The following is a 23,105-nucleotide window of genomic DNA, read 5'->3' on the forward strand; positions in this document are numbered from 1 at the left end:
ACAAAGGTCTTCGCTTCGCTATTCGTGAAGGCGGCCGTACTGTAGGCGCTGGTGTTGTTGCTAACGTATTGAACTAATCATTAAGTCTCAGTAATGAGCTTATGAATTAGTCATAAAAAAGGCCACCCTATCTAGGGTGGCCTTTTTTTATGATAAAGAATAAATAATGTATTCACTTACTTATATAATCTAAGTACAACCAAATGATGAGACTAATTAAATGAAAGGAACGTCATGTTTGCGATAGAAGTATTACCAACGAATGCATTAAATTCCGAAAACGTTATTCAAACTGTTGCCAATATAGAAGCGACGGTGCAACCAGATGATGCTTGGAATCAGAAAACGTTAGCTGAGTTACTTGAGCAGGACAGTATTAGTCTGCTGATTGCTTACGATCAAATCGAAGAAGAGAATGTCTCTCATCGTGAGATAGTTGGCTATTGCTTATATCAAATAACTTTTGAGCAAGCAGAGGTGTTGCGTATCGGAACTGATCCAGAGCACCAACGACAAGGCATTGCTTCGCAGGTACTGAATAGGCTGCATGAACTGTTACAGCTCAATCAGGTCGAAAGTCTTTTGTTAGAAGTACGTGCCGATAATACAGCGGCGATAGCGTTATACGAGCAACAAGCGTTTAGCATTATTCATAGACGTAGAAACTATTATAAAGTGCCACATAAACCAGCAGTCGATGCATTAATCATGCAGCATAATTATATTTAATAAAGAAAATAAAGCTTAATAAAAAATAAGTGGCTATAACAGCTACGATATAAGAGCAGAATTGACTAAGCTTTATTGCAAAGGAATTTTCTTTTTACAGACTTCTACATCAAGCTGATAATCACTATCTGCTTTCATTCGACCTAAAATATCCAAGCGTTCGCTCAGTAACTCCACCATTATGCTGATATTGGCTTGCTGTTTTTTAACTTGTTCTAGCTTCTGCTGTGTGAGTAAAAGCTGTGAATCGATATCCAAGTGACCATCATAATAATCATTTAAGCTGTTTTTGATTTCAGTAAGCGTAAAACCAATAGCTTGCGCACTTTTGATCAGCTCTATGCGTTCGATACATTCTGGATGAAACTCGGTATATAAACGTGAGCCTGCCTGACGCTTGCGAGATTTTAGCAAGCCTAATTGCTCGTAATGGCGAACCGTATCTTTGGTCGTATTGGCCTTTGCTGCTAGCTCACCAATCAATAGAAACGATGTATCAAGTGCCATAATAACCTCTTATTTTTTTCGCTATGATAATCATAACTCTGGTTGCCAAGGCGATTCGCTATCCAGTAATGATACAGCTAACGGTTTATGAGAGTGCCTTTGCCATGGCACAGACTGGCTGCCTATTAAGTTGTCTAACTGAGCTAGGAAATCAGCACGTGGTAAAGTAGTGGCACCTAAACTCATTAAATGATCGTTCGGTAATTGACAGTCGACGAGTGCGACATCACTTTGCTCACACAGGCGCATCAGACCCCAAAACGCTAGCTTTGACGCATTAGATGCTCGATGAAACATTGATTCACCAAAATAGATGCCGTTTATTTTTAACCCGTATAATCCGCCAATCAGTTGACTTGCTTCGTCCCAAACTTCAATGCTATGAGCAAAGCCTTGTGCATGCAGTTTGGTATAAGCTTCAATCATCTCATCATGAATCCAAGTATGCTCGCCTTCAGGCTGATTGTCATTAAGGCCATCACTGCGCGGTAAGCTACAGGCATGTATGACATCGTCAAAAGCTTGATTAAGCGTCACTTGCCAACGTTCGCGATTTGCTTGCTTACGTAGAGACTTACTCGGTTGATAGGCAGAGGGGACAATCACGCAACGTGGCTCGGGACACCACCAAGCAATAGGTTCATCTTCGTTAAACCAAGGAAACAGCCCTTGAGCATAGGCTGATATCAGCGTTTCAGGTGCTAGGTCACCGCCCATAGCGACGATACCAATACCATCAGGATCGATAGAAATAGGATCGGGAAAGTCATAACGCCCAAGACTTTTTAAAGTCTCAGGCGTAATCTGTTTATCGTGCTGTTGAGTAAAGTTGCCCATTTAGGTTTCTTTATCTGCAGTTAGTGTTGAATCATAAGTGTGATCACGAGCGACGGTTTCGCCCAATGCATCCAAGTACTTTTCAGCATCTAGCGCAGCCATACAGCCAGTGCCAGCAGAAGTGATGGCTTGACGGTAAACGTGATCAGCTACGTCACCTGCGGCAAACACACCTTCGATACTGGTCTGAGTGGCATTACCATTCAAGCCACTATTAACGATCAGATAGCCATCTTTCATGTCTAATTGACCTTTGAACAAGTCAGTATTTGGCTTATGACCAATAGCGACAAACATACCCATTGTATCTAGTTGCTTAGTGCTGCCATCAATCATCGATTCGATAACGACGCCATTGACGCCCATATCATCACCGACCACTTCTTTCACTTGGTGGTTCCATTCGATTTTGACATTACCATTCTTAGCTTTTTCAAATAACTTGTCTTGCAAGATTTTTTCAGAGCGTAAGCTGTCACGGCGATGCACTAAGGTCACTTCAGACGCAATATTAGACAAGTATAAAGCTTCTTCAACCGCTGTATTACCACCACCAATTACCGCAACTTTTTGGTTTTTATAAAAGAAACCATCACAAGTAGCACAGGCTGATACACCAAGCCCTCTAAATTTGGTTTCTGACTCTAGTCCCAAGTACTGTGCAGAGGCACCAGTTGAGATAATGAGCGCGTCACAAGTATAGCTACCGTTGTTGCCTGTCAACTGAAAAGGACGCTCGTTTAGGTTTACTTCGTTGATATGATCATAGACCAGCTCAGTACCGAAACGTTCAGCGTGCGCTTTCATCCGTTCCATCAATGCAGGACCTGTCAAATCATGCGCATCGCCTGGCCAGTTGTCGACTTCAGTAGTGGTGGTTAATTGTCCACCGACTTCCATACCAGTGACCATAACTGGCTTAAGGTTGGCGCGTGCTGCATAGACTGCGGCAGAGTAGCCAGCAGGGCCTGAGCCTAAAATAATGAGCTTTTCGTGACGTGGAGCAGTAGTGTCAGTTGCCATGAGTTGTTCCTTGCTAAATATACGAATTAAAAATGTAAGTTATAAATATAATAAAAGACGAATATCAAAAATGACTACGAATATGCTTCTTCTAATTGCTGTGTGATAATAACATAAGGGCACAACGCACAAAGTGCAAGTTTGCTAAAACAAACACAGGTATCATTAGAATCAAAGAATAAATAACTTTAGAACATAAGTGCGAAAACAGATGCTATTTTATAGAATTTAGGCAATACAGTTAGCCATATTTTGCCACTATTGTTTCGCTAACCAGCTGTTTTCTTACGCAAAGTGTCTACTGATTTATTTTCTTACCCGCTTTCTTGATAAGACTGTCGCCACTGCACCTATGTATTTGTTATTATAAGAAGTTATGCCAAGTGTAGTAGGGGCCAGGCGATAACGGTTGTTTTAAGGCTCTATGATCGGCACATGCCAAACAAACACTTCGCTCGGTACATTTATGTCAACACTTTATGTCAGCATGATTAGGCTTAGTCATGCATTGGCGACCATTTAGTATTAATAACAAGGCAGATCTTACGTGATATCAGCACCGCTTATTGAGTATTTAAAAAAGGGAATGTTTACCCTCCTTGGGTTAATACTGGCCGTTTATCTGTTTGTCATTTTGATGACTTATACAGGCAATGATCCTAGCTGGTCGCACATCAGTAGTGATATGACCACGATTAATAACATGGGTGGCGAGGCAGGCGCATGGTTATCCGATTTGCTTTATAGCTTTTTTGGGTTTGGTGCTTGGTGGTTTTTGGCGTTTGTGGTTTATGAATCTATCTTGATTTGGTGGGAAAACAAGCCTACGTTTTGGCTCATGCGATTGGTCGCTTATGTGTTTTTACTATTAAGTGCTAGCGCATTATTTGCACAATTGGTCTCTCTAGTTCAGCAAGTCACAAATCCTGACGCAATCGGCCTCGAAGGTGTCGCTGGTGGTATCATCGGGCTAGAGTTACAGGCGCGTTTGGCACAGCTGCTATCGCAGTGGGGGAGTGTGGTTTTCTTAGCAGTATTCGTTGTGATTACCGCTACGTTTGCCTTTAATATCCATTGGATGACGATATATCAAAAGGTTCGTGCGCTGTCGTGGCTTGGCTCAGGTGTAAAAAGTCAGGATGCTATCGACGTTACTGAACCGAGCATTGCATCACAAGATGATAGCCAGAAATTAGATAAATCGGTAGATAAAAAAGTAGAGCATGAGCAGCTGCCACTTGAGTTACAGTCTGCGGAAAATACTAGCGGTGCTCAAGACGTCAGCAGTAGTGGACGTTTCGGTAGTGTATTGTCAGACTTTTTGGCAACCTCAGGATTGGCAGATAGTGTCAAAGCCTCTGTCATCGCAGCAAAAGCAGCGGCGATACCCAATAGCTCAAAAAGTGATCAGGCAAATACCGATACAGAAACGCTTAACGCTGCTACTGATAATACAGCCAACAATGCAGTCCAGCCATTAGTTTCAAATTTGGCTGCACCTATTGCGCGCAAAGTCGAGCCAAGCTTTGCATGGAATGACGCCAATACGGTCGATGACTTACTTGCAAGTGAGCAGATGGCTTACAGTGCTAGTGGCATGAGCAGCTCGGCTATGCCTGTACCCAACTATTCCCAAACAGGTACTAGTACCACAGCATCGTTAGAGAAAGTAGTACCTGCTACTGTAGTAACTACCACGACGGAATCGGTTGATGAGTCAGTGAGTAGTAATTTAGCCAGTCAGCCAGTCATTGAACCTACTGAGCCTAAAATCCCTACGACACATGAGACTGCGGAAGTAGATAAGCTAGCAGAAGCATGGTTGGCAGAGCATGCTGATATATCAGAATCTGCGGAATCTGTTGTAGAAACGTATGAAGACTCTAAGCCTGTTCAGGAAACTGTAGCAGCTGAGCCAGTAGTACCAGAGAAGACTCCAGAACCTATCGTAGAAGAGCCTATTAGCTTTGCCCAGGAGTCAGCCAATCAACTGTCTGTTACGCCTGTAGAGTTGCCACATACTGAAAAGACAGCAGTAGTCTCTGAGCCTGAAGTTGCTCCGATAACAGTAGAGACGGAGCCTGCATTGTCAGATGTGCCAGACGTTTCAGACATGACACCAACCAATACGCCTCCTGCCAATCCAAAAGCAGCGCCAACGGTGGAAGTGACCAGTCCAGTCTCAAATGTACAGCCTGAGCCTAAAACGCCCGCGCAACCATCTGTTAGTTTTGCTGTCCCAGAGGGTGATAGCAGTAACCATATCACTGATATGATGCCAGAGGACGACAGTGATGACGACACCAATGTACCGGTCATGCCGCATATTAGTGATGACGCAGCCTTCAGTCAAAAGTCGCGCTCGATGCAAACGGCAGCTTATCGCAGCAGCCTGACGCCTATTCCAGAAGTGTCTATATTGGATAAGCCTGATCCTGACCGCAAGCCTAGCTACACTGTGGCTGAGCTTGAAAAACTGTCTGAGTTATTAGAAATTAAACTACAAGAATTTAACGTAAAAGCCTCTGTGGTTAATGCTATCCCTGGCCCTGTCGTCACTCGTTTCGAAGTGGAATTGGCTGCTGGGGTGAAGGCTAGTAAAGTCACAGGTATCTCGCGTGATTTAGCGCGTTCACTATCAATGGCTTCTTTGCGTGTGGTAGAAGTAATTCCAGGCAAACCCTACATCGGTATCGAAGTGCCTAACAAGAAACGTGAAATGGTACGTTTGATTGAACTGCTCAATACAGAAACGTTCAAAGACCCGAAAGCGCAGATTAGCATGGCGATGGGCAAAGACATCGGTGGAAACCCAATCATTACCGACCTTGCGCGTGCGCCGCATATGCTGGTCGCTGGTACCACAGGCTCTGGTAAGTCAGTATTGGTCAACTCGATGCTACTATCAATGCTACTCAAATATACACCCAATGAGCTTCGTCTTATTTTGATTGATCCAAAGCAGTTAGAGCTTGCTAACTATAATGATATTCCGCATTTACTAACGCCAGTAGTCACCGATATGACGGAAGCGGCCAGTAGCTTGTCATGGTGTGTGGCCGAGATGGAACGTCGCTATCAGCTGATGAGTTTGCTAAAGGTTCGTAAGCTCAATGAGTTTAACAAGAAGGTCATCGCGGCGGAGAAGTCAGGCAATCCAATGCTCGATCCTCTATGGCGACCAAATGACAGCGTAAGTATTAGCCAAGCACCCAAGCTAAAAACCTTACCCATGATTGTCATTGTCGCGGATGAGTTCGCCGATATGATTATGCAGGTCGGTAAACAAGCTGAAGAGCTCATCACACGCTTGGCACAAAAATCGCGTGCTGCTGGTATTCACTTAATGCTAGCGACTCAGCGTCCGTCAGTCGATGTCATTACGGGTCTGATTAAAGCCAACATCCCAGTGCGTGCAGCACTACGAGTCAACTCAAAAGTCGATTCACGTACGATTCTAGATAGCGGCGGTGCAGAGGACATGCTGGGTAACGGCGATATGTTGTTCTTGGGACCAGGGCAAATTGAGCCAGATCGTGTACATGGTGCCTATGTCAGCGATGAAGAAGTTAACCGTGTCTGTGACGCTTGGCGTGAGCGCGGCGCTCCTGATTATATTGATAACATGGCAGGCAACTTTGAATTGTCTAGCCCAGGCGGTGGTAGTACAGCCAATGCCTCTGGTGAAGATGATGATTTATATAATGATGCCGTGGCCTTTATCATGGAAACACGTAAAGTTTCTGCTTCAAGCATTCAGCGTAAATTCAGCATCGGCTACAACCGTGCCGCGCGTATTGTCGACTCTATGGAAGAAGCTGGATTGGTCAGCTCGATGGGCAAAAGTGGCAAACGTGAACTATTGATGTAGGATTAATCCTTAAGTTGATAACGAGAAAGCGAGTCATGTGAATGGCTCGTTTTTTTATGGAAGAAACTTAATAATGCTTTTATAAATTGTGGGTTTAGAAGTAAGCTCTTATTGTTCAATATGCTCTAGGGCGCGAAGTGTAGATTCGTATACTGGCTTATTAACTAGCGAAATCGACCAGATGACTAACGAGTCCGTTTATCAAATATCAGGCACGGTTTTTTATACTAAACTGACAGGAGTTTATGAAAAAATAGTCATTAGTTTTAGAAAGTATGCGTGCTACATAGTCTTAATAAAATTACTCTCCAAGGAAGGTTAGTTATGTTTAAAGAATATACTCAGTATGATGGGTTAGCCTTAGCGGCATTGGTCAATTCAGGTGAGGTCAGCGCGAAAGAATTGCTAGACGCTGCTGTCCATCAAGCCAATCAAATCAACCCTAAGCTAAATGCCATTGTACATCGATTTGATGAGCGCGCTTACAATGCCGCGCAGGCAGGTTTGCCTTCAGGTGTATTTACTGGCGTGCCGTATTTACTAAAAGATTTGTCATTTAGCTTCGCCGACGAACCTATTACGATGGGTAGCCGCAGTGTCAATATTATCTCAGAAAAAGACAGTGAAATCGTCAAACGGATGAAAGCGACAGGCGTTAATACCTTTGGCAAGACTAACACGCCTGAGTTTGGTTTGATTATCACCACTGAGCCAAAAGCGCATGGTGCTACTCACAATCCTTTTAAAAAAGGCTACAGTTCTGGCGGCTCGTCAGGAGGTAGTGCAGCAGCAGTTGCGAGCGGTATTGTCCCGATGGCAGGCGGCGGTGATGGTGGCGGCTCGATACGTTTTCCATCTGCTTGGTGTGGTACGTTTGGGTTAAAGCCAAGCCGTGGACGTAATCCAATGGGCCCTAATCTTGGTGAAGGCTGGGAGGGGGCAGTGGCTGACCATGTGATTACGCGATCAGTGCGCGATAGTGCGGCGATGCTAGATGCCACTAGTGGAGCAGAGATTGGCGCCCCTTATGTTATAGCTCCGCCAGACGGTACGTTTCTGCAAGCGGCAATGCGTGCACCGCGAAAGCTAAAAATCGCTTTGCATCAGCAGCCTTTGATAGCCAATACGATAGTGGACAAAGAGGTGCTGGCGGTACTTGAGCAAACGGCTAAGCAATTAGAGTCTATGGGTCACGAGGTAGTACCAGCCGAGCCAAATATTAATATTGAGCAGTTTTGGCATGACTTTATCGTGGTGGTCTGCGCGCATACGGCTTTTACGATTGATAATATCGAGCGTGAGTTTGGTGTTGACCACGTCAAAAACCTAGAGCCACAAACTTATAATATGGCACTGCTTGGGCGTTCGCTATCAGCGGTTGATTTGGCACATGCCAAACATGGCTGGCATCATAGCCAGTATCAGACGGGTCTATTGCTAGAAGGCTACGATATGATTTTGTGCCCGACTGTGCCCACGCCTGCGGTAAAGCATGGTGTACTACCGCCCAGTCGTATGGATGAGATGATGATGCGTAGCGCCGAGGTGCTTAACAAGGGCTTTAATATGGGTAGATATGCCTTTAGCTCAGGCATGATAGAAAAGCTCAGCGCACCTGTATTAGGTAAGATGGGTTTTACGTTATTGGGTAATGTTACGGGGTTACCCGCGATGTCAGTACCCGTCGGTATGAGCAAAAAAGGCCTACCGATTGGCATGCAATTAATCGGACGTATGAATGATGAAGCGACATTATTCAGCGTGGCAGGTGAGATGGAGCGCGCAGGTTTATTTACCAAACACGCTTTTGAGAAGTAGGGTTAAGCTATAGTTTGGATTGATAGCACTCAATCAAAGCGATAAATATCCATACCCAAACTATGATGGGCCATACTTTGATGAACGACAGAAACGCGCTGACCAGTACCTAATGCAAAAAACAGCGGTAGCAAGTGCTCATCACTTGGATGAATGTCCTTGTAGTCTGGGTATTGCTGCCAGTCGAGCGCCGTGGGAATATCTATTTTGAGCTGCTGCAACAACCACTGCTTAAATGCTTTGGCTGCTTGATCGATGCTGTCAGCTTCCCAGCGCAATGCTTGCAAATTATGCGTAATGTTACCTGAGCCAATGACGAGAATTTGCTCATCACGTAGATGTGCTAACTGTGCCCCTAACTGATAGCAGGCAATACTGTCATAATGCTGTGGTAGTGATATCTGTATGATAGGCACATCGGCTTCTGGATACAGATGTCTGAGCGGCGCCCAAACGCCATGATCACAGGCACGTACTGGATTGACACTACAAGTAATACCACGTGCGGTCAGCTGCTGAGCAAGTGTCTCAGCCAGCGCTGGTTGGCCTATAGCAGGATACTGAATGTCGTAAAGTTCAGGCGAAAATCCTGAAAAGTCATGCCACGTCTTTGGCTGTGGATTACTGCTAATCTCTAGCTTTGCTGACTGCCAATGCGCTGACATAATGACGATGGCTCGTGGCTTAGGTAAGTTTTGACCGATACGTGCCAGTGCACTGGTCGTCGCAGACTGCTCAATTGCAAGCGTAGGGGCACCATGCGAGATAAAGAGCGCTGGTGGCTTAGATGTATTTGTCGCTACATCAGACGTATTCTCCCATGCGGCAGCCGCTGTGATAGGCGTCTGCACATTATGATGATCATCACGTTGATGAGAGGGCTTAGAGGCGTTGGGTGTCGCACGTTTTGGATATTTCATGTTGCATTTATTAGGGCGTGCGCCAGTTTTTCAATCTACTTTAGAGTCAATGTTTTAAATCAAACAAATAGCTTAAGGCGTGTTCCCATTTTTAAAATGAGGACATACCCTAGTATTTTGTTTAATTTCCACGGTGATAAGGGTGGTTATTATTGATACTCATCGCGCGATATAATTGTTCCATGAGTACGACGCGTACTAGCGGATGCGGCAATGTCAGTGCTGATAGTGATAATTTTGCATCGGCCTTTGCTAATACTTCTGGTGAGACGCCATCTGCACCGCCGATGACCAAGGCAATATCGTCGCCTTGCAGCATGCCATCTGCGAGCTTATCAGCCAGTCCTTCTGTCGAAATCATCTTGCCTTTGACATCTAGTACCCATAATTGCTCTCGGCTTGATGCATTATGAGCGGCTAGTATGGACTGACCTTCTTGCTCACGGTACTGTGCCAAATTGGTATCTGAAGGGTTTTTTGCCCGCTTGGCTGCCGCAATCTCGACAATTTCTGTGCTTAGCATTGGTTGAATGCGTTTGTAATATTCGTCAAAACCCGTCTGTACCCAGCTAGGCATTTTATTGCCAACCGTCAAAATCCTTACTTTCATAATACTTACCATCTCGATAATTGAATTCAAGCTTATTAGGCCGTGTTCTTAATAGTTGTATCGCTCGTTCTTCATTGTCTGCAATTTACATCAGAGGATTAATCGTCTCTGATACGTTGCTACTTGCGCTTTGATCGTCCGCTTGGCTTGGCTTTGGAATGACAGTCAATTTTGCATCAGACTCAAAAACAATAGCTTCGACATCATCAAAACTATTAATCCCTTCAGAACGCATGGCACATTCGATTTCTTGTCGCGTCAAGCGCTCATCACGCATGGCGTCTGGCAAAAACTGCCCTTGATAAAAAACGATACGCGGCTCTGATAGAATAAAGTTACTAAATTGCGGTGAAATAGACGCATATTTGGTCACCACAAATTGCAATAGGTACAGCACTAAAATAGACGACACCCCTTCGACAAATGGTATGTCTTTGAGCAAAATTGTACTGGCACCCAACGAGCCGATCATGACCGTCACGATCCAATCGAAGTTGTTAAGCTGTGACGTTGAGCGTTTGCCAGAGACTTTGGTAACTGTCACGATCAACACGTAAACCATAACAGTTGTCAAAACAATACGACCAAGCTTGTCTATGTTGTCAAAAAAGATCATGTCCATAATGTTCGCTCCTATTATAAAGGTAAAACAAGTCATCGCTAAAATACTACTTACTAGGGCGCGCCTTACTTTGTCTCATTTTTAGTACTATTCTTAAAATAATGACACGCCTTAAACTTAGCCTAACGGATTTTACGCATTAGCAGGGGAAAACTTTGTAGCACCTTGTAGATGATGGTTTGTACTTACGTTGATTTGCGTATAGGGTCTAATAATCTATTGATAGACCATAGACTGATTCGCGCACTGACTAGAGTGAGGACCAGCATCAACATTAGTGATGAAAGCAGGGGCAGTGGACGCTGCATCGCCATCTCAAACAGTACCTCACGGCTTATTGTGTCAAACAGCCAAAACCAGATGGCTGAAAAATAAATGACCGTCAGCATCCAGACAATCATAATCCCACCAAACATCAACTTATTAATCTCATCTCGCGCTAATGCTCGCTTCTGATGTTTGATAAATTTACTGACAGCGATATAAGCACCCACGATAATAGAAACCACCATGACCAGTTGTGGATTGAGCGCAAGTTTGGTCTGTATCATCATAAATATGGTACTGGCGAGCGTGTATCCAATCGCAAAAAAACCGACATATCGTGCCAGTTTGGGCTGCACTTGTACAAGCGTCTGAGGTTTGTTGAGACTGGTTGTCTGGCGTGACATAAGCTAACCTTTATAAAGGTAAAAAATAGAGTATTGATAGTACAACGTCTTAAAGCGTTAATTAAAATATCAACGCTGTGCTGTCCAGTCGAGCATGGCATCTAATACAGGCCTTGCTGCATAAGGATTTAATGCTTGCTCAGTATTGATTATACCGACGACAACGTAATCTTGTCCTGACAGTCCTTTGACATAACCTGCCATTGAAGTGACGTTATTTAACGTACCAGTTTTTATCCATGCGCGGCCAGTGGCTGTCGATTCAGGCAAGCGATCGCTGTGGGCGGCAATAGTGCCACTAACCCCAGCGACACCTAACGAGTCGACATAAGCATCAAAATTTGGTCGACTGTAAGCATAAATCAGTAGCTCGCTTAGGTTGGCGGCAGTTATTGTACACTCACGGCAAAGTCCTGAGCCATTGGTCAAATGAGGCGGTGGCGTCCTGAGATTGGTTTGCCACCATTGATTGATGGTTTGTAAGGCTGCTGGATAGTCTGTCGTAGCAGGTTTGCCAAACTGATATAAGCTATCAGCCTTTTTGCCACTAGATTTATCAGCCGCTACTTTATTATCCATCTCATTACTAGCTTTGACTTCATGACTGCTTGGACTAGTCGCAATTGTGCTAGCAGGTATTGTTTGAGTCAGCCTTTCTTTATCGTAAGCGCCTATAGATAGCGCCACTTGCTCAGCCATGACATTGTTTGAGAAGTGGTTAATGTCATGAATCTGCTCGGTTAAATTCAACGACGGATAGCTGACCATAGGTAGAGGAGACATCGCGATAGCCGTAAGCCCATGCGCTCGTTTTGTCGTCTTGGTCACATCGTAAGGGGTTTCTTGCGAGATGACCTGCCCACTCAAAGTATTCCCCAGTGCTTGCCATTTGGCAGCGATGACGTGTGCGGCAAACTCTTTGGCATTGGGATATGCTACGTAAAAGACATGCTCACCGCAGCTCTCTGGCAGACTGGCATTTAATACAAGCTGCGTGTTTTGCCACTGCGGCGCTAGGCTATAGCTTGCTTGCCCACAACTGGCTGCACGGGTATTGATTGTAGCAGGCAGCTGATAGTTGGCTAACCGCGGCTTATAGGTCACGCTTGCTTGGCCATTATCTTGAGGGTAAGTTTTGATACCAATGGTGCTAAAGTTAACCAGAAACCCATCAGGGCTAGCGTTATAGGGGCGTAGCGGTGAGTTATCAAAGGCGGCAGGATCTTTACTAACATTATTAAAAACTGCGCTGTCGATGATGATGTCACCATCGATGTGACGAATACCGGATGCTTGTACTTTATACAGTAACTGCTTTAAGCGCTCGTGGGTCATTTTCGGGTCGCCACTTCCTTGAATAATCAAGTCACCATGTAGATGGTTACCGATGACAATACCTGTGTGATAAACCCGTGTATGCCACACAAAATCCGCTCCTAAAGTGTCCAAAGCGATAAAGCTAGGCACGAGTTTCATGGTGCTGGCAGGCGTCCGAGGAATATCGGACTGGTGATCCAGCAAAGGCGAAAATGAAATCTTTATAGAGGTTTTATTGTTGCTCGCAGCATTTTTGGCTTTGGCATTCTGATCAAGCGTATGCTGAGGTTCGTCAGGTATAACTGTTGGAATGCTCTCTACGCTCTGATAAGTATAAGGGTCATCGGTATAAGCATGTATTTTTTGCTCGTGCTTCTCAATGGTGCGCTGCTCTATGGTAACCAACGCGCTCTGATGGCTCGTACTTGTATCCGTAGAGGCGTTTGTAACTGAATGCTCAGATACTATAGTAGTTGTAGGTTGGCTGTCAGATTCATCACTATCAATGACTTGAATAGGGGTAGGCAGACGGCTGGCAGTCTTGTCACCCACAGGGGTAATCACGATACTGATATCCGCTTCTGTTAGATCGGCGCGCGCCAAGGCTTTTTGAATGGCTGCTGGCAATGCTGCTTGTGCATGTATCGGTGCGACTATAAATGCTGCCAATAACGCTAACCTAGATAGACGTTTACTAGGTTGGTTCAGCGGTCGCAAATGACGACAAAGCGTGGTGGTTTTGGTTGCAGCAGTAGAGTAATGACGGCGTTTAGAAGGGTATCGCATGAGCATCTTTCATCAGGTGGCAAAAACAGCCTATGGTAACATGAGTTGCTGTTTTCGCGCACGATGCCAGCAGCACAATTTTAGGGCGTGTCATCAATCTGAACAGTAAACTCTAAATGGCTAAATCTTTGCCAAACTGTGTCAAGTAGCTGGCTAATATCTCGATATTATCTGTACTACCTTCCTTATTGGGCTGCCATTTATCTCATTTTTATCACCATTTTCAAAATGAGGACACGGCCTTGCGATAACGACGCCCTTATTGAGATAACTAACTCTAACTATCGATTGAACTGAGAGCATGACTTGCTGCTAACGCACATGCAAAAAAGCCATCGCAGTCATAACAGCATCGTTATAAGCATCATGCGCGCCCAGTTCAGGAATGTTGTAATGGGCTAGGATACGATTTAGATGTTGGGCTTGGTTAGAGAGCCCTTGTGTATGTCCGCTGATACGTCGACTGTACAAATGCCGCAAGTCTATGACTTCGTTTGGTAGCGAGGTTCCCATATAGCGTTTGACCAAAGGATTTAAAAAAGCCATGTCTAGCTGTGTGCAGAATCCAACAATTGGTCGATTACCTATGAATGGTAGTAGTAGGGCTAACATGTCATCGTAACTCATGCCATGTTCAACATCGGCGGTACGCAGACCATGAATAACAATGGTGTTGCGGTCTGGCATGACAGGAGGTCTGCAAACCAAATGCATGCCATTACCCGTGTTGATGATATTGCCATTAATATGTATCGCTGCTACAGACAGCAGGTGATGTTTTTTGGGATTCAATCCTGTCATTTCGCAATCAATCGCCACCCACTGCTCAGCCGAAGGTGTCGTAAACATTGAGGCCAGCTCTAGACGCTGCAATTGCGTCTTTTGCCAAGCACAAGATAACTGCTGTAACCAGCCCATATTGGTTGCTCATCCATCTATGCTATTTTTGTATTTATAAAATTTCTGTATTTATGAAGCATCTATATTAAGACTGCCACATTTATGCGATTTCTAGTTGATAGTGTTGACGCAATTGGTTTTTGAAGCTTTTGACCACGGCCAGACACTCTTTGAGTAGGTCACGTTCAAGTGCGGTCAAAGTCGTAGGGTCTACTTGCCGTGCATGCTTATCGTCAGTTGAGAGTGCCACAGATAAGCGCTGCGCCATAAAAAACTCTAAGGCTTCTAGCAAAGTATCGGCGCGCTCTTGGGTCATAGCATTAACCTGTACCAAGCCCTTTAAACGCGCCTTGGTACTAGGCACGTCGAGCACATTGTTTTCTAATGCTAAGGTACGGATACCATGAACTAAAGGAAAGATGCCAGCTTTTTTTAGGTCAATATCAGATGATGCTGATTTACTACCCAGTAAAGGTACAAACTTCTGCCACCATTGATTAACATCGCCAAATTGTAGCGCTGCCCGGGCAAACTGCCTGACAAACATAGGATCTGCCTGGTTATGAGCAAGCTTTAAATGCTGACGTACTTGAGTCAGCAGTGACTCATCGCCGCAGACGTATTCACCATCTAGTATTGCAGACAAGTAAATACCATGCATCGGATCTGAATTTCTAAACCATAGGTTAATTTGCGCAGTGAATTGCTTGAGCGGTTGTCGCCACATAGGATTGGTCATCATAATATTGCCATCACACAGTGGGTAGCCAAGCGTCGCTAAGTTATTATTAAAAGTATCAGCAAACTGTGCTAGGTCAGGATGCGTATAGCCATCACGAATGATGAGCGCATTGTCTTGATCGGTACGCATGATTTGCTCACCGCGCCCTTCCGAACCCATAACGATAAGGCAGGTATTGGCCATCACCTCATCAGGTACGATTAGCTGCCATAGTTTGGTAAATACCTGCGCATTTAGCGTCTGTACCATACGACTGATATTGCCGATTTTGACACCATTGTGATGCTGTGCACGAATATAGCGACCGATCAGCTCAACAGCGGTATCTAGGCTAGATAAGTCTTGTGCCTGTTCGATTTGAATACTAATCAGCTGCGAATGATGGCCAATGTGAGCGAGCATATCGCTTTGCCCAAGCACACCGACGACATCGCCACTCTTATCAATGACTGGCAGTCTGTGAATCCGGTAGCGAGTCATGGTTAGTAGCGCATCGCCAATCTCATCAGTGGCTTTGATGGTACGTAGATTAAAGTTTGCATAGCGCTGGCAAGGAGTAGTGGCAGGATCTTGTTTATCGCTTACCGCGCGGCAGATATCAGTATCGGTCAAAATCCCTAAAAGTAATCTTGTCTCATGTTGCGCTGTTTGTGAGCCACTTAAGCCATGTAGCGGTCGGACCAGTACATGTTTTAATCCAGCTTTGGTCATAATGCGGGCTGCTTCGTACAAGCTATCATCGGCATCGACGATATGCACTGGTAATAGATGAACATCTATCACTGGCTGTAGCATGATTTGCTGTACTTCTTGTTGGTTGGTATAGCTGGCAGGATCTAGCGTTTTATTATGACGTCGTTGGCGCAATGCTTTTAATCGCTCAGGCAGTTTGTCTGATAGCATTTGCCGTACCAAATGATTTTGCGCACTGATTTTATCGATAGCGGTGCCCGCGACTTGGAGCAGTAACGTCTCTTCATTAGCTCGGAATTGATAGGTCTGTATAGACGTACTTTCAGGCTCTAGCCTATTATTCTTAGTAATTGACTCAGGCAGGCGGCGACTATCAAACCAATCATTATTATTCAGACCGTCAGCATGATTGCTACCGACATAGGACGCGACAAACTCACCATCTAATGATTGCTCGATTTGCCCTTTGATGACCACATACAGACATTGCAGTTCTTCTGCAGGCAAGCTCTCGTTTTTGGCAAGGTAGCGTATCTGGGTGTTTTTTCTAATGCTTTGACGCTCAGCTAAGCTCAATACATCGAAGGGCGGTTGGCTAAAATCAAGATGGGGCATGGCATCATCCTTGATGGCATATTTTCGGTAGAGACTTTACTATAGCATTAATAAAACAAAAAGCCTCCAATAACCCTATTTATATTGTGGTTATTGGAGGCTTTTTGCTACTGCGACATTTATTCCAGCTACATTAGATTTTTCTAATTAGCTTTAAGCACCTAATAATTTGCGGATACGACTGATTGCTTCTCGGCTCTCATCGGCACTCGCGACCAGAGCGATACGCACATAACCTTGTCCAGGATTATGACCATCAACTTCACGTGACAAATAACGTCCTGCCAATGCATGAATATTGGCTTGCTCATACAACGCCTTGACAAAAATTTCATCATCACCGCCGAACTGCTCAGGTACTTTGACCCAGAAGTAAAATCCAGCATCAGGCATGCGTAACTCTAGCAACTCCCCAAGCTCAGACATCCATAGGGCAAACTTTTCTTGATATAGCGCTCGATTATGAGCGACGTGTTTTTCGTCTTGCCACGCAGCGATAGAGGCCAGCTGATGAGGTATCGGCATCGCACAACCTTGGTAAGTACGATATTGCAAATAAGCCTGCAAAATTTTGGCATCACCAGCCACAAATCCAGAGCGCAAACCCGGTAAGTTTGAACGTTTAGATAAAGAGTGGAACACGATACAGTTTTTAAAATCACGGCGACCGAGGGCAGCACAAGCTTGGAGCAATCCAATCGGTGCTGTATCAAAATACAGCTCGCTATAACACTCGTCACTGGCAATAATAAAACCGTACTGATCTGATAGACGAATGAGATACTCCCAATCATCCATCGTCATGACGGAGCCTGTTGGATTGTTTGGACTACAAACAAACAATAGCTGCGTACGCATCCAGACGTCTTTTGGTACCGCGCGATAGTCACCTTTGTAGTCATTATCTGATGTACAAGGGACAAAGTAAGGCGTTGCCTGTGCCAGTATCGCCGCGCCTTCATATATCTGATAAAACGGGTTGGGCATGACAACCGTAGGCGATGTATTGGGTGCTAGAGAATTGCTCTCTTTGTCAGCTACATTATGATCAACGACCGCTTGTACAAAGCTAAAAATCGCTTCACGCGTACCCATCACGGGTAATACTTGAGTATTGGCATCGACATGATTAAGAAAAAAACGCTTCTCTAACCAGTGGGCGATAGTTTGACGTAGCTCAAACATACCGTTTGTAGTCGGATAACGACTTATTTTGTCCAAGTTTTCGCGTAGGACGTCCAGCACAAATGCAGAGGGCTCATGTTTTGGCTCACCAATACCGAGCTTTATTTCACTGTAACCGTTGGCAGGCTTGCTATCGGCAAGCAAGGTTGCCATCTTTGCGAATGGATAAGGATGTAGATGCTTTAAGTTGTGATTCATAAGTGTGATAACTATAATAGACAATTAATAATAAAGTTATAAAGAAAATTTACATTAGAGCAGTGTAGCACTTCTCTAATTTTTTGTCCTTTTCTTCTTATATCGTGAGTAGGCATTTACCAAGCGTAAGCTATTCATCATATGACTACCAAATAGGTAGTCGCCAAAAAGTCTTTTGAACATTTCATAATGTATAACCTATAACAATATAAAAAATGACTACATCACAAACGTGGTAGATCGTTTTAAGGATAGTTTGATATGTCTAGTGTGCTAAATAATGATGATCTCATCGCTAAAGATATCAATAATGAAAAACTTGATAACAATTTACAGCGCTCTAACCTGTATAAACTGCTCAAAGAGCGTGAACAGAGCTGGTGGCAAGCGCGCCAGCAACTGATCGAGCGTCAAGAAAAGAAAATGTTTTGGTATGGTGAAAACAGCCTAATTATGTGGCTGTTGTGGCAATTAGTCAGCTACGTGGTAGTGGCAATGGCCTTGATGCTGCTCAATAATATATTCGGTATCTCATTACCGCTATGGCAATACGTCTCTTTATTTGTGATACAGACCATATTTTTTGTCAGCGCCCTTGCTGCTAAAGGCCAGTTGGCAAACAAACTACAGCGCAAAATAGACAACGATGAGCTGATGCGCGAAGAGGCGCTCAATGAGATGATTATTTTGGCAGAGGATAGTCTGTATCCTGATGTACATGCCAAATCGCCTATTTCTTTAGAAGCATTAGACGATTATCTAGATGGACAGTTTCACCTAGCAAGCTTGCAGTGTTTGCTACAAAAAGAAGTCGATGCTGGACGATTAATCATGGAGCAGCAGCCACATGAAGTAGGTGTTTTGCCGCCAGAGCTTGCTGATGATGAACTGAACGAACATGCTAGCGAGATAACCTATAGAAGTACGTTATAAAACGTACTTCTATGATGACTATCAGACTACTTTTGCTAGTTAATATTCAAAATAATGGCTAACCAAAACTATCTAGCCGTATCAAAAATATATTACGCTATTATGCTCTTTCTGAACGGTAAGACTGGCTAACAGAGCTGCCTTTAATGCTTCCAGTCTATCAGGTGATAGTGGCTTATCGTTTTGATCACTGATATAAAACATATCCTCAGCACGCTCACCTAGAGTGGTAATACGCGCAGCATGTACTTCGATTTGCTCTTGCAAAAACACTTGCCCAACTCGTGCCAGTAGCCCTGGCTGATCAAGCGTTTCTAAGCTCAAGATGTGCTGATCTGATGCTTCATTGAATTCGAAGTTAATCACCGTTTTTACTTCAAAGTGTTTTAACTGACGCGGCATACGCTTGTTCGTCAGTTTAAGTACGGTAGGGTCTTTGAACGAGTCAATTAAGCGTTGTTTTAGCTCTTGTTGGCTCTCCTCATCGACTAACAATGTGCCACTAGGATCTAGCAATACATAAGAATCCAAAGCAAAGTCACGGGTCGCTGTGATAATGCGTGCATCTAAAACATCTAGATTCATCTGATCAAATACTGCCATGGTAACGGCAAACAAATTCATCTGATCTTGGGTGTAGACAAAGACCTGTACCGCATCAAGTGCCAATTCGCGATGTTCACGCAAAACGACCAACGGTGGACTATCAGCATTAGAAGCCAATCCAATCGGTGGGTGGTTCAAAATAGCTTCGGTATGCCATAAGATATCTTCTGCAATCTCTCGCAAGAAATACTCATCGCCCAAGTCATCCCACAGACGCAATACTTCATCGCGGTTCATATGTTGGTTATTGACATTATCTAGCATCGTCAACGCTTGCTTGCGTGTGGCACTAATCATATCTTGACGATTGGTGGGCGCATCGATATCAGCGCGCAAGATGCGCCGAGTTTGTGAGTATAGCTGTTTCATGAGGGTCGCCCGCCAGCTGTTCCATAGCTGTGGGTTAGTCGCATTCATATCAGCCACCGTCAGTACATACAGATGGTTTAGATGAGTCACGTTACCGATGAGATCAGAGAAAATAGTCACTACTTCAGGGTCTGAGATATCTTTTTTCTGTGCAGTAATTGACATGAGAAGGTGATAGCGCGTGAGCCAGCCTACTAAATTCGCATCCGCCAAGCTCATACCATGCGATAAACAAAACTCAATCGATTCAGTTTGACCAAGTTCACTATGGTCACCGCCACGGCCTTTAGCAATATCATGGAACATGGCTGCCAGCACCAAAATCTCTTTACGCTCGATACGCTGAAAGATAGAGCTAACCAGTGGAAACTCTTCTTGAAAGGCCGGATCTGTAAATCGGTGCAAAATTCTAATCAAAAACAAGGTATGCGCATCTACCGTATATCGATGGAACAAGTCATATTGCATGAGGCCAGTGACTTGCGCAAACGCAGGAATATAGTTACCCAATACTCCATAGCGATTCATGGTACGTAGACGATGAAATAGGTAATTCTGTTCTTTTAGATTCGATAAAAACAGCGCTTTGTGAGTAGGATTGTCTCTATATATCTGATCGATGCCTCGTGCGGCAATTTTGAGTGCGCGCAGGGTATGGGTGCGAACTTTATCGATGCCATGCTGACCCATCAATAAGAACATCTCTAAGATAGAATCTGGGTGCTGTGCAAAAACTCGATGATGCGCAATGGCAATCTGGTTGCCAATACGGTTGAATCGCGCATTTATAGGCTGTTTTTTTGGACGTTCATCGTCAGGCAGCTGCGGCTCTATAATCGTTTCATAATAATGATTGGTCAGCATCTCAGACAGTGTTGATATCTGCATCGCACAGCGATAGTAGTCGCGCATAAACCGTTCGACCGCAGCATTAGGCTGGTCGTCGGGCTGGGTCTCGTAGCCCATCAGCTGAGCAATCTCACGCTGATAATCAAACAACAGCTTGTTTTCATTACGGCCCGTCAGTACATGTAAGTAATGACGAATTTGCCATAAATACCCTTCGGCAAAGCTCAACTCATCAAACTCTTTTTCGGTCAAAAAGTTCTGTTGCACTAAATCATATAGCTTGCTCACGCGAAAATAACGCTTAGTGACCCAGCCGATGATATGGATATCACGTAGTCCGCCCGGTGCTGTTTTGATATTGGGCTCAAGGTTGTACTCGGTAGCATTGTGCTGCAAGTAACGCGCTTTGGATTCTTCCATTTTTACATCAAAGAATGCGCGCGGAGACCATTGTTTATTGACGATTTGAGCAGGCATGTCTTGCAATGCCTCGTTACCGATTAGGAGTCGAGCCTCTAGCTGAGCACTGGCAATCGTATGATCAAGCGCGGCCTCTAGCGCGTCATTAACACTACGTACAGAGAGCGCGGGCTCTAGTCCTATATCCCATAGTAGAGCAACCAGTTTGTCGATTTTACTACTGACATCAGCACCTATTTCACCAGGAGACAGGAGCAAAATATCGATGTCTGAATAAAGCGATAGCTCACCGCGCCCGTAGCCACCAGTCGCAAAAAACGCCAAATCAGTTTTATCTAACTCAAACCATTTAAACAATGCAATCAATAGGCTGTCGATAGCGCAAGCACGTGCTGCAACCAGCTGACGAATATTGGTGCCACGTTCTAGTGAGCGGCTGATATCGTCGTTGATCTGGGCCAACCATTCAGGAATGCCAAGTAGATTCTTGTCTGTCATATTTTTGGCTGACAATTGGGATGAGTCTGTCGCCACCTCACTTGGTAGTATCGGTAAAGGCGTCAAATCAACAGAGGCGATATCACAATTAAACATGAGTGTTATCCAGTTAAGAGTTTAGAGATAGAACGTTTGAGCTGAGCGCTATTGGGCAACTAATGTGCTGATGGCTGATAAAAATTACGAATAGCATGTACCAATAAAGGTGCTGATAAATATATCAATAAAAGTTATCAGGTCATCTGAGTATAAAGACAAAGTGTCTATAAGCACAATACTCAATATGCCCTAATTAAAGACCAAAAAAAAGACCGCCTAAGCGATCTTTGATTGTACTACTGCGTCAAAAAACTTAAATCTTCTTCGGGGCGAGTAGTAAATACCTCACAGCCATTGTCTGTTACGACCATGGTGTGCTCCCATTGAGCAGACAATTTGCGGTCTTTAGTAATCGCCGTCCACTCATCAGGCAAAATCTTAGTTTGCCACGTGCCTTGGTTAATCATAGGCTCGATGGTAAACGTCATACCTGTTTTTAGCTCAAAGCCAGTGCCTTTTTTGCCATAGTGCATGACTTGTGGCTCATGGTGAAATTCATCACTGATACCATGACCACAGAACTCGCGAACGATACTGAAGCGCTCAGGCTCGACAACGGCCTGAATAGCAGCACCGACATCACCTAGACGTGCACCGTTCTTGACCACGCTCATACCCGCATAAAGGGCATCTTGTGCCACTTTGCAAATACGCTGTGCCATGATAGAGCCGTTGCCAACAATCCACATTTTTGAGGTATCGCCATAGTAACCGTCTTTGATAACAGTCACGTCGATGTTGATAATATCACCATCTTTTAGTAGCTTGCTTTCGGTTGGGATACCGTGACAGACAACATGGTTAACTGAGGTACAGATAGATTTTGGAAAACCATTATAATTAAGTGGGGCAGGGATAGCCTGCTGCACATTAACAATATAGTCATGGGCAATCTGATTGAGCGCTTCGGTACTGACGCCCACTTTGACATGCTCGTCGAGCATGACAAGCACATCACTAGCGAGTTTACCGGCCACACGCATTTTTTCTATGGCTTCTGGAGACTGGATAAGGGATTTTTTAGTCATCATCGTATATCTTATAATTATGGGTTCATTGTGGATAGATTATACCATAAACGTACTAGTGACACTTTTACGTTAAGTGATAGTGTACCTATCATTATCATTGAGAATAATTGCTTTACAACATGGTGAGGGCTTATATGACTCATTAGTCAGACTAATATATTCATATTTTGACAAATTAGTTGAATGTTGCAGGATATATAAGTAATGTAATTTTGCCTGCTAACGGAATTAGCAGCAATTTTTACTGTAGTTGTGC

General features: G+C 44.3%; 18 protein-coding genes. 5 read left to right on the forward strand and 13 right to left on the reverse strand.

Translation table 11 applies throughout. The features are described from left to right. Both ACHEVO_RS12180 and rimI read left to right on the forward strand, forming a co-directional pair. The coding region (locus ACHEVO_RS12180) for an EF-Tu C-terminal domain-related protein (protein ID WP_449301519.1) at positions 1 to 77 on the forward strand (77 nt) is incomplete at its 5' end. Positions 78 to 234: 157 nt separating this feature from the next. After that, positions 235 to 729 carry a ribosomal protein S18-alanine N-acetyltransferase gene (gene rimI, locus ACHEVO_RS12185; protein ID WP_394125099.1) on the forward strand — a complete coding sequence of 165 codons (495 nt, stop codon included), beginning with the start codon at positions 235 to 237 and terminating at the stop codon, positions 727 to 729. A 72-nt stretch (positions 730 to 801) separates the two neighbouring features. Here rimI and ACHEVO_RS12190 read toward each other — a convergent pair whose 3' ends face one another. Genes ACHEVO_RS12190 through trxB form a run of 3 tightly spaced genes read right to left on the reverse strand, consistent with a single transcriptional unit; the run spans position 802 to position 3,096 of the window. After that, entirely contained in the window at positions 802 to 1,236 is a 435-nt protein-coding gene (locus ACHEVO_RS12190) for a MerR family transcriptional regulator (RefSeq protein ID WP_057758493.1), read from the reverse strand. A gap of 30 nt (positions 1,237 to 1,266) precedes the next feature. Beyond that, a complete protein-coding gene (gene aat, locus ACHEVO_RS12195) occupies positions 1,267 to 2,073 on the reverse strand; it encodes a leucyl/phenylalanyl-tRNA--protein transferase (RefSeq protein ID WP_394125100.1) in 807 nt (268 codons plus the stop codon). Next, the gene (gene trxB / locus ACHEVO_RS12200) at positions 2,074 to 3,096 is read right to left on the reverse strand and encodes a thioredoxin-disulfide reductase (RefSeq protein WP_394125101.1); all 1,023 of its coding nucleotides are present in this window, start codon (positions 3,094 to 3,096) and stop codon (positions 2,074 to 2,076) included. Between the two features lie 547 nt (positions 3,097 to 3,643). Between trxB and ACHEVO_RS12205 the strand changes: the two genes are divergently transcribed. Further along, a complete protein-coding gene (locus ACHEVO_RS12205) occupies positions 3,644 to 6,967 on the forward strand; it encodes a DNA translocase FtsK (protein ID WP_394125102.1) in 3,324 nt (1,107 codons plus the stop codon). 324 nt (positions 6,968 to 7,291) lie between these two features. Then, positions 7,292 to 8,785: an amidase gene (locus ACHEVO_RS12210; RefSeq protein ID WP_394125103.1), complete on the forward strand. Its 1,494-nt coding sequence runs from the start codon at positions 7,292 to 7,294 to the stop codon at positions 8,783 to 8,785. Positions 8,786 to 8,814: 29 nt separating this feature from the next. Here ACHEVO_RS12210 and ACHEVO_RS12215 read toward each other — a convergent pair whose 3' ends face one another. From ACHEVO_RS12215 to dapC, 8 genes are all read right to left on the reverse strand, one after another. Continuing rightward, positions 8,815 to 9,705 carry a DODA-type extradiol aromatic ring-opening family dioxygenase gene (locus tag ACHEVO_RS12215; RefSeq protein WP_394125104.1) on the reverse strand — a complete coding sequence of 297 codons (891 nt, stop codon included), beginning with the start codon at positions 9,703 to 9,705 and terminating at the stop codon, positions 8,815 to 8,817. A 121-nt stretch (positions 9,706 to 9,826) separates the two neighbouring features. After that, on the reverse strand, positions 9,827 to 10,315 hold the full coding sequence (rlmH, locus tag ACHEVO_RS12220) for a 23S rRNA (pseudouridine(1915)-N(3))-methyltransferase RlmH (protein ID WP_394125105.1): 489 nt from the start codon (positions 10,313 to 10,315) through the stop codon (positions 9,827 to 9,829). An 85-nt stretch (positions 10,316 to 10,400) separates the two neighbouring features. Beyond that, on the reverse strand, positions 10,401 to 10,937 hold the full coding sequence (locus ACHEVO_RS12225; RefSeq protein ID WP_394125106.1) for a DUF421 domain-containing protein: 537 nt from the start codon (positions 10,935 to 10,937) through the stop codon (positions 10,401 to 10,403). Positions 10,938 to 11,122: 185 nt separating this feature from the next. Next, a complete protein-coding gene (locus tag ACHEVO_RS12230) occupies positions 11,123 to 11,608 on the reverse strand; it encodes an ABZJ_00895 family protein (RefSeq protein ID WP_394125107.1) in 486 nt (161 codons plus the stop codon). 69 nt (positions 11,609 to 11,677) lie between these two features. Continuing rightward, the gene (locus ACHEVO_RS12235) at positions 11,678 to 13,711 is read right to left on the reverse strand and encodes a D-alanyl-D-alanine carboxypeptidase/D-alanyl-D-alanine-endopeptidase (RefSeq protein WP_394125108.1); all 2,034 of its coding nucleotides are present in this window, start codon (positions 13,709 to 13,711) and stop codon (positions 11,678 to 11,680) included. Between the two features lie 312 nt (positions 13,712 to 14,023). Continuing rightward, positions 14,024 to 14,629: a 3'-5' exonuclease gene (locus ACHEVO_RS12240; protein WP_394125109.1), complete on the reverse strand. Its 606-nt coding sequence runs from the start codon at positions 14,627 to 14,629 to the stop codon at positions 14,024 to 14,026. 82 nt (positions 14,630 to 14,711) lie between these two features. Further along, entirely contained in the window at positions 14,712 to 16,661 is a 1,950-nt protein-coding gene (locus tag ACHEVO_RS12245; protein ID WP_394125110.1) for a DUF294 nucleotidyltransferase-like domain-containing protein, read from the reverse strand. A 153-nt stretch (positions 16,662 to 16,814) separates the two neighbouring features. Next, complete coding sequence (gene dapC, locus ACHEVO_RS12250) at positions 16,815 to 18,044, reverse strand: succinyldiaminopimelate transaminase (protein ID WP_394125111.1); 1,230 nt, start codon at positions 18,042 to 18,044, stop codon at positions 16,815 to 16,817. 261 nt (positions 18,045 to 18,305) lie between these two features. Between dapC and ACHEVO_RS12255 the strand changes: the two genes are divergently transcribed. After that, complete coding sequence (locus ACHEVO_RS12255; protein WP_394125112.1) at positions 18,306 to 18,977, forward strand: hypothetical protein; 672 nt, start codon at positions 18,306 to 18,308, stop codon at positions 18,975 to 18,977. An 81-nt stretch (positions 18,978 to 19,058) separates the two neighbouring features. On the opposite strand, the gene glnD is transcribed toward ACHEVO_RS12255, so the two are convergent. Both glnD and map read right to left on the reverse strand, forming a co-directional pair. After that, positions 19,059 to 21,815, reverse strand: a complete 2,757-nt coding sequence (glnD, locus tag ACHEVO_RS12260; protein ID WP_394125113.1) for a [protein-PII] uridylyltransferase — start codon at positions 21,813 to 21,815, stop codon at positions 19,059 to 19,061. Positions 21,816 to 22,054: 239 nt separating this feature from the next. After that, on the reverse strand, positions 22,055 to 22,846 hold the full coding sequence (gene map, locus ACHEVO_RS12265) for a type I methionyl aminopeptidase (protein WP_371548431.1): 792 nt from the start codon (positions 22,844 to 22,846) through the stop codon (positions 22,055 to 22,057). Between the last annotated feature and the right edge of the window lie 259 nt (positions 22,847 to 23,105).

The organism is Psychrobacter nivimaris, assembly GCF_043419765.1.
In the GTDB taxonomy this organism is placed as follows: Bacteria; Pseudomonadota; Gammaproteobacteria; order Pseudomonadales; family Moraxellaceae; genus Psychrobacter.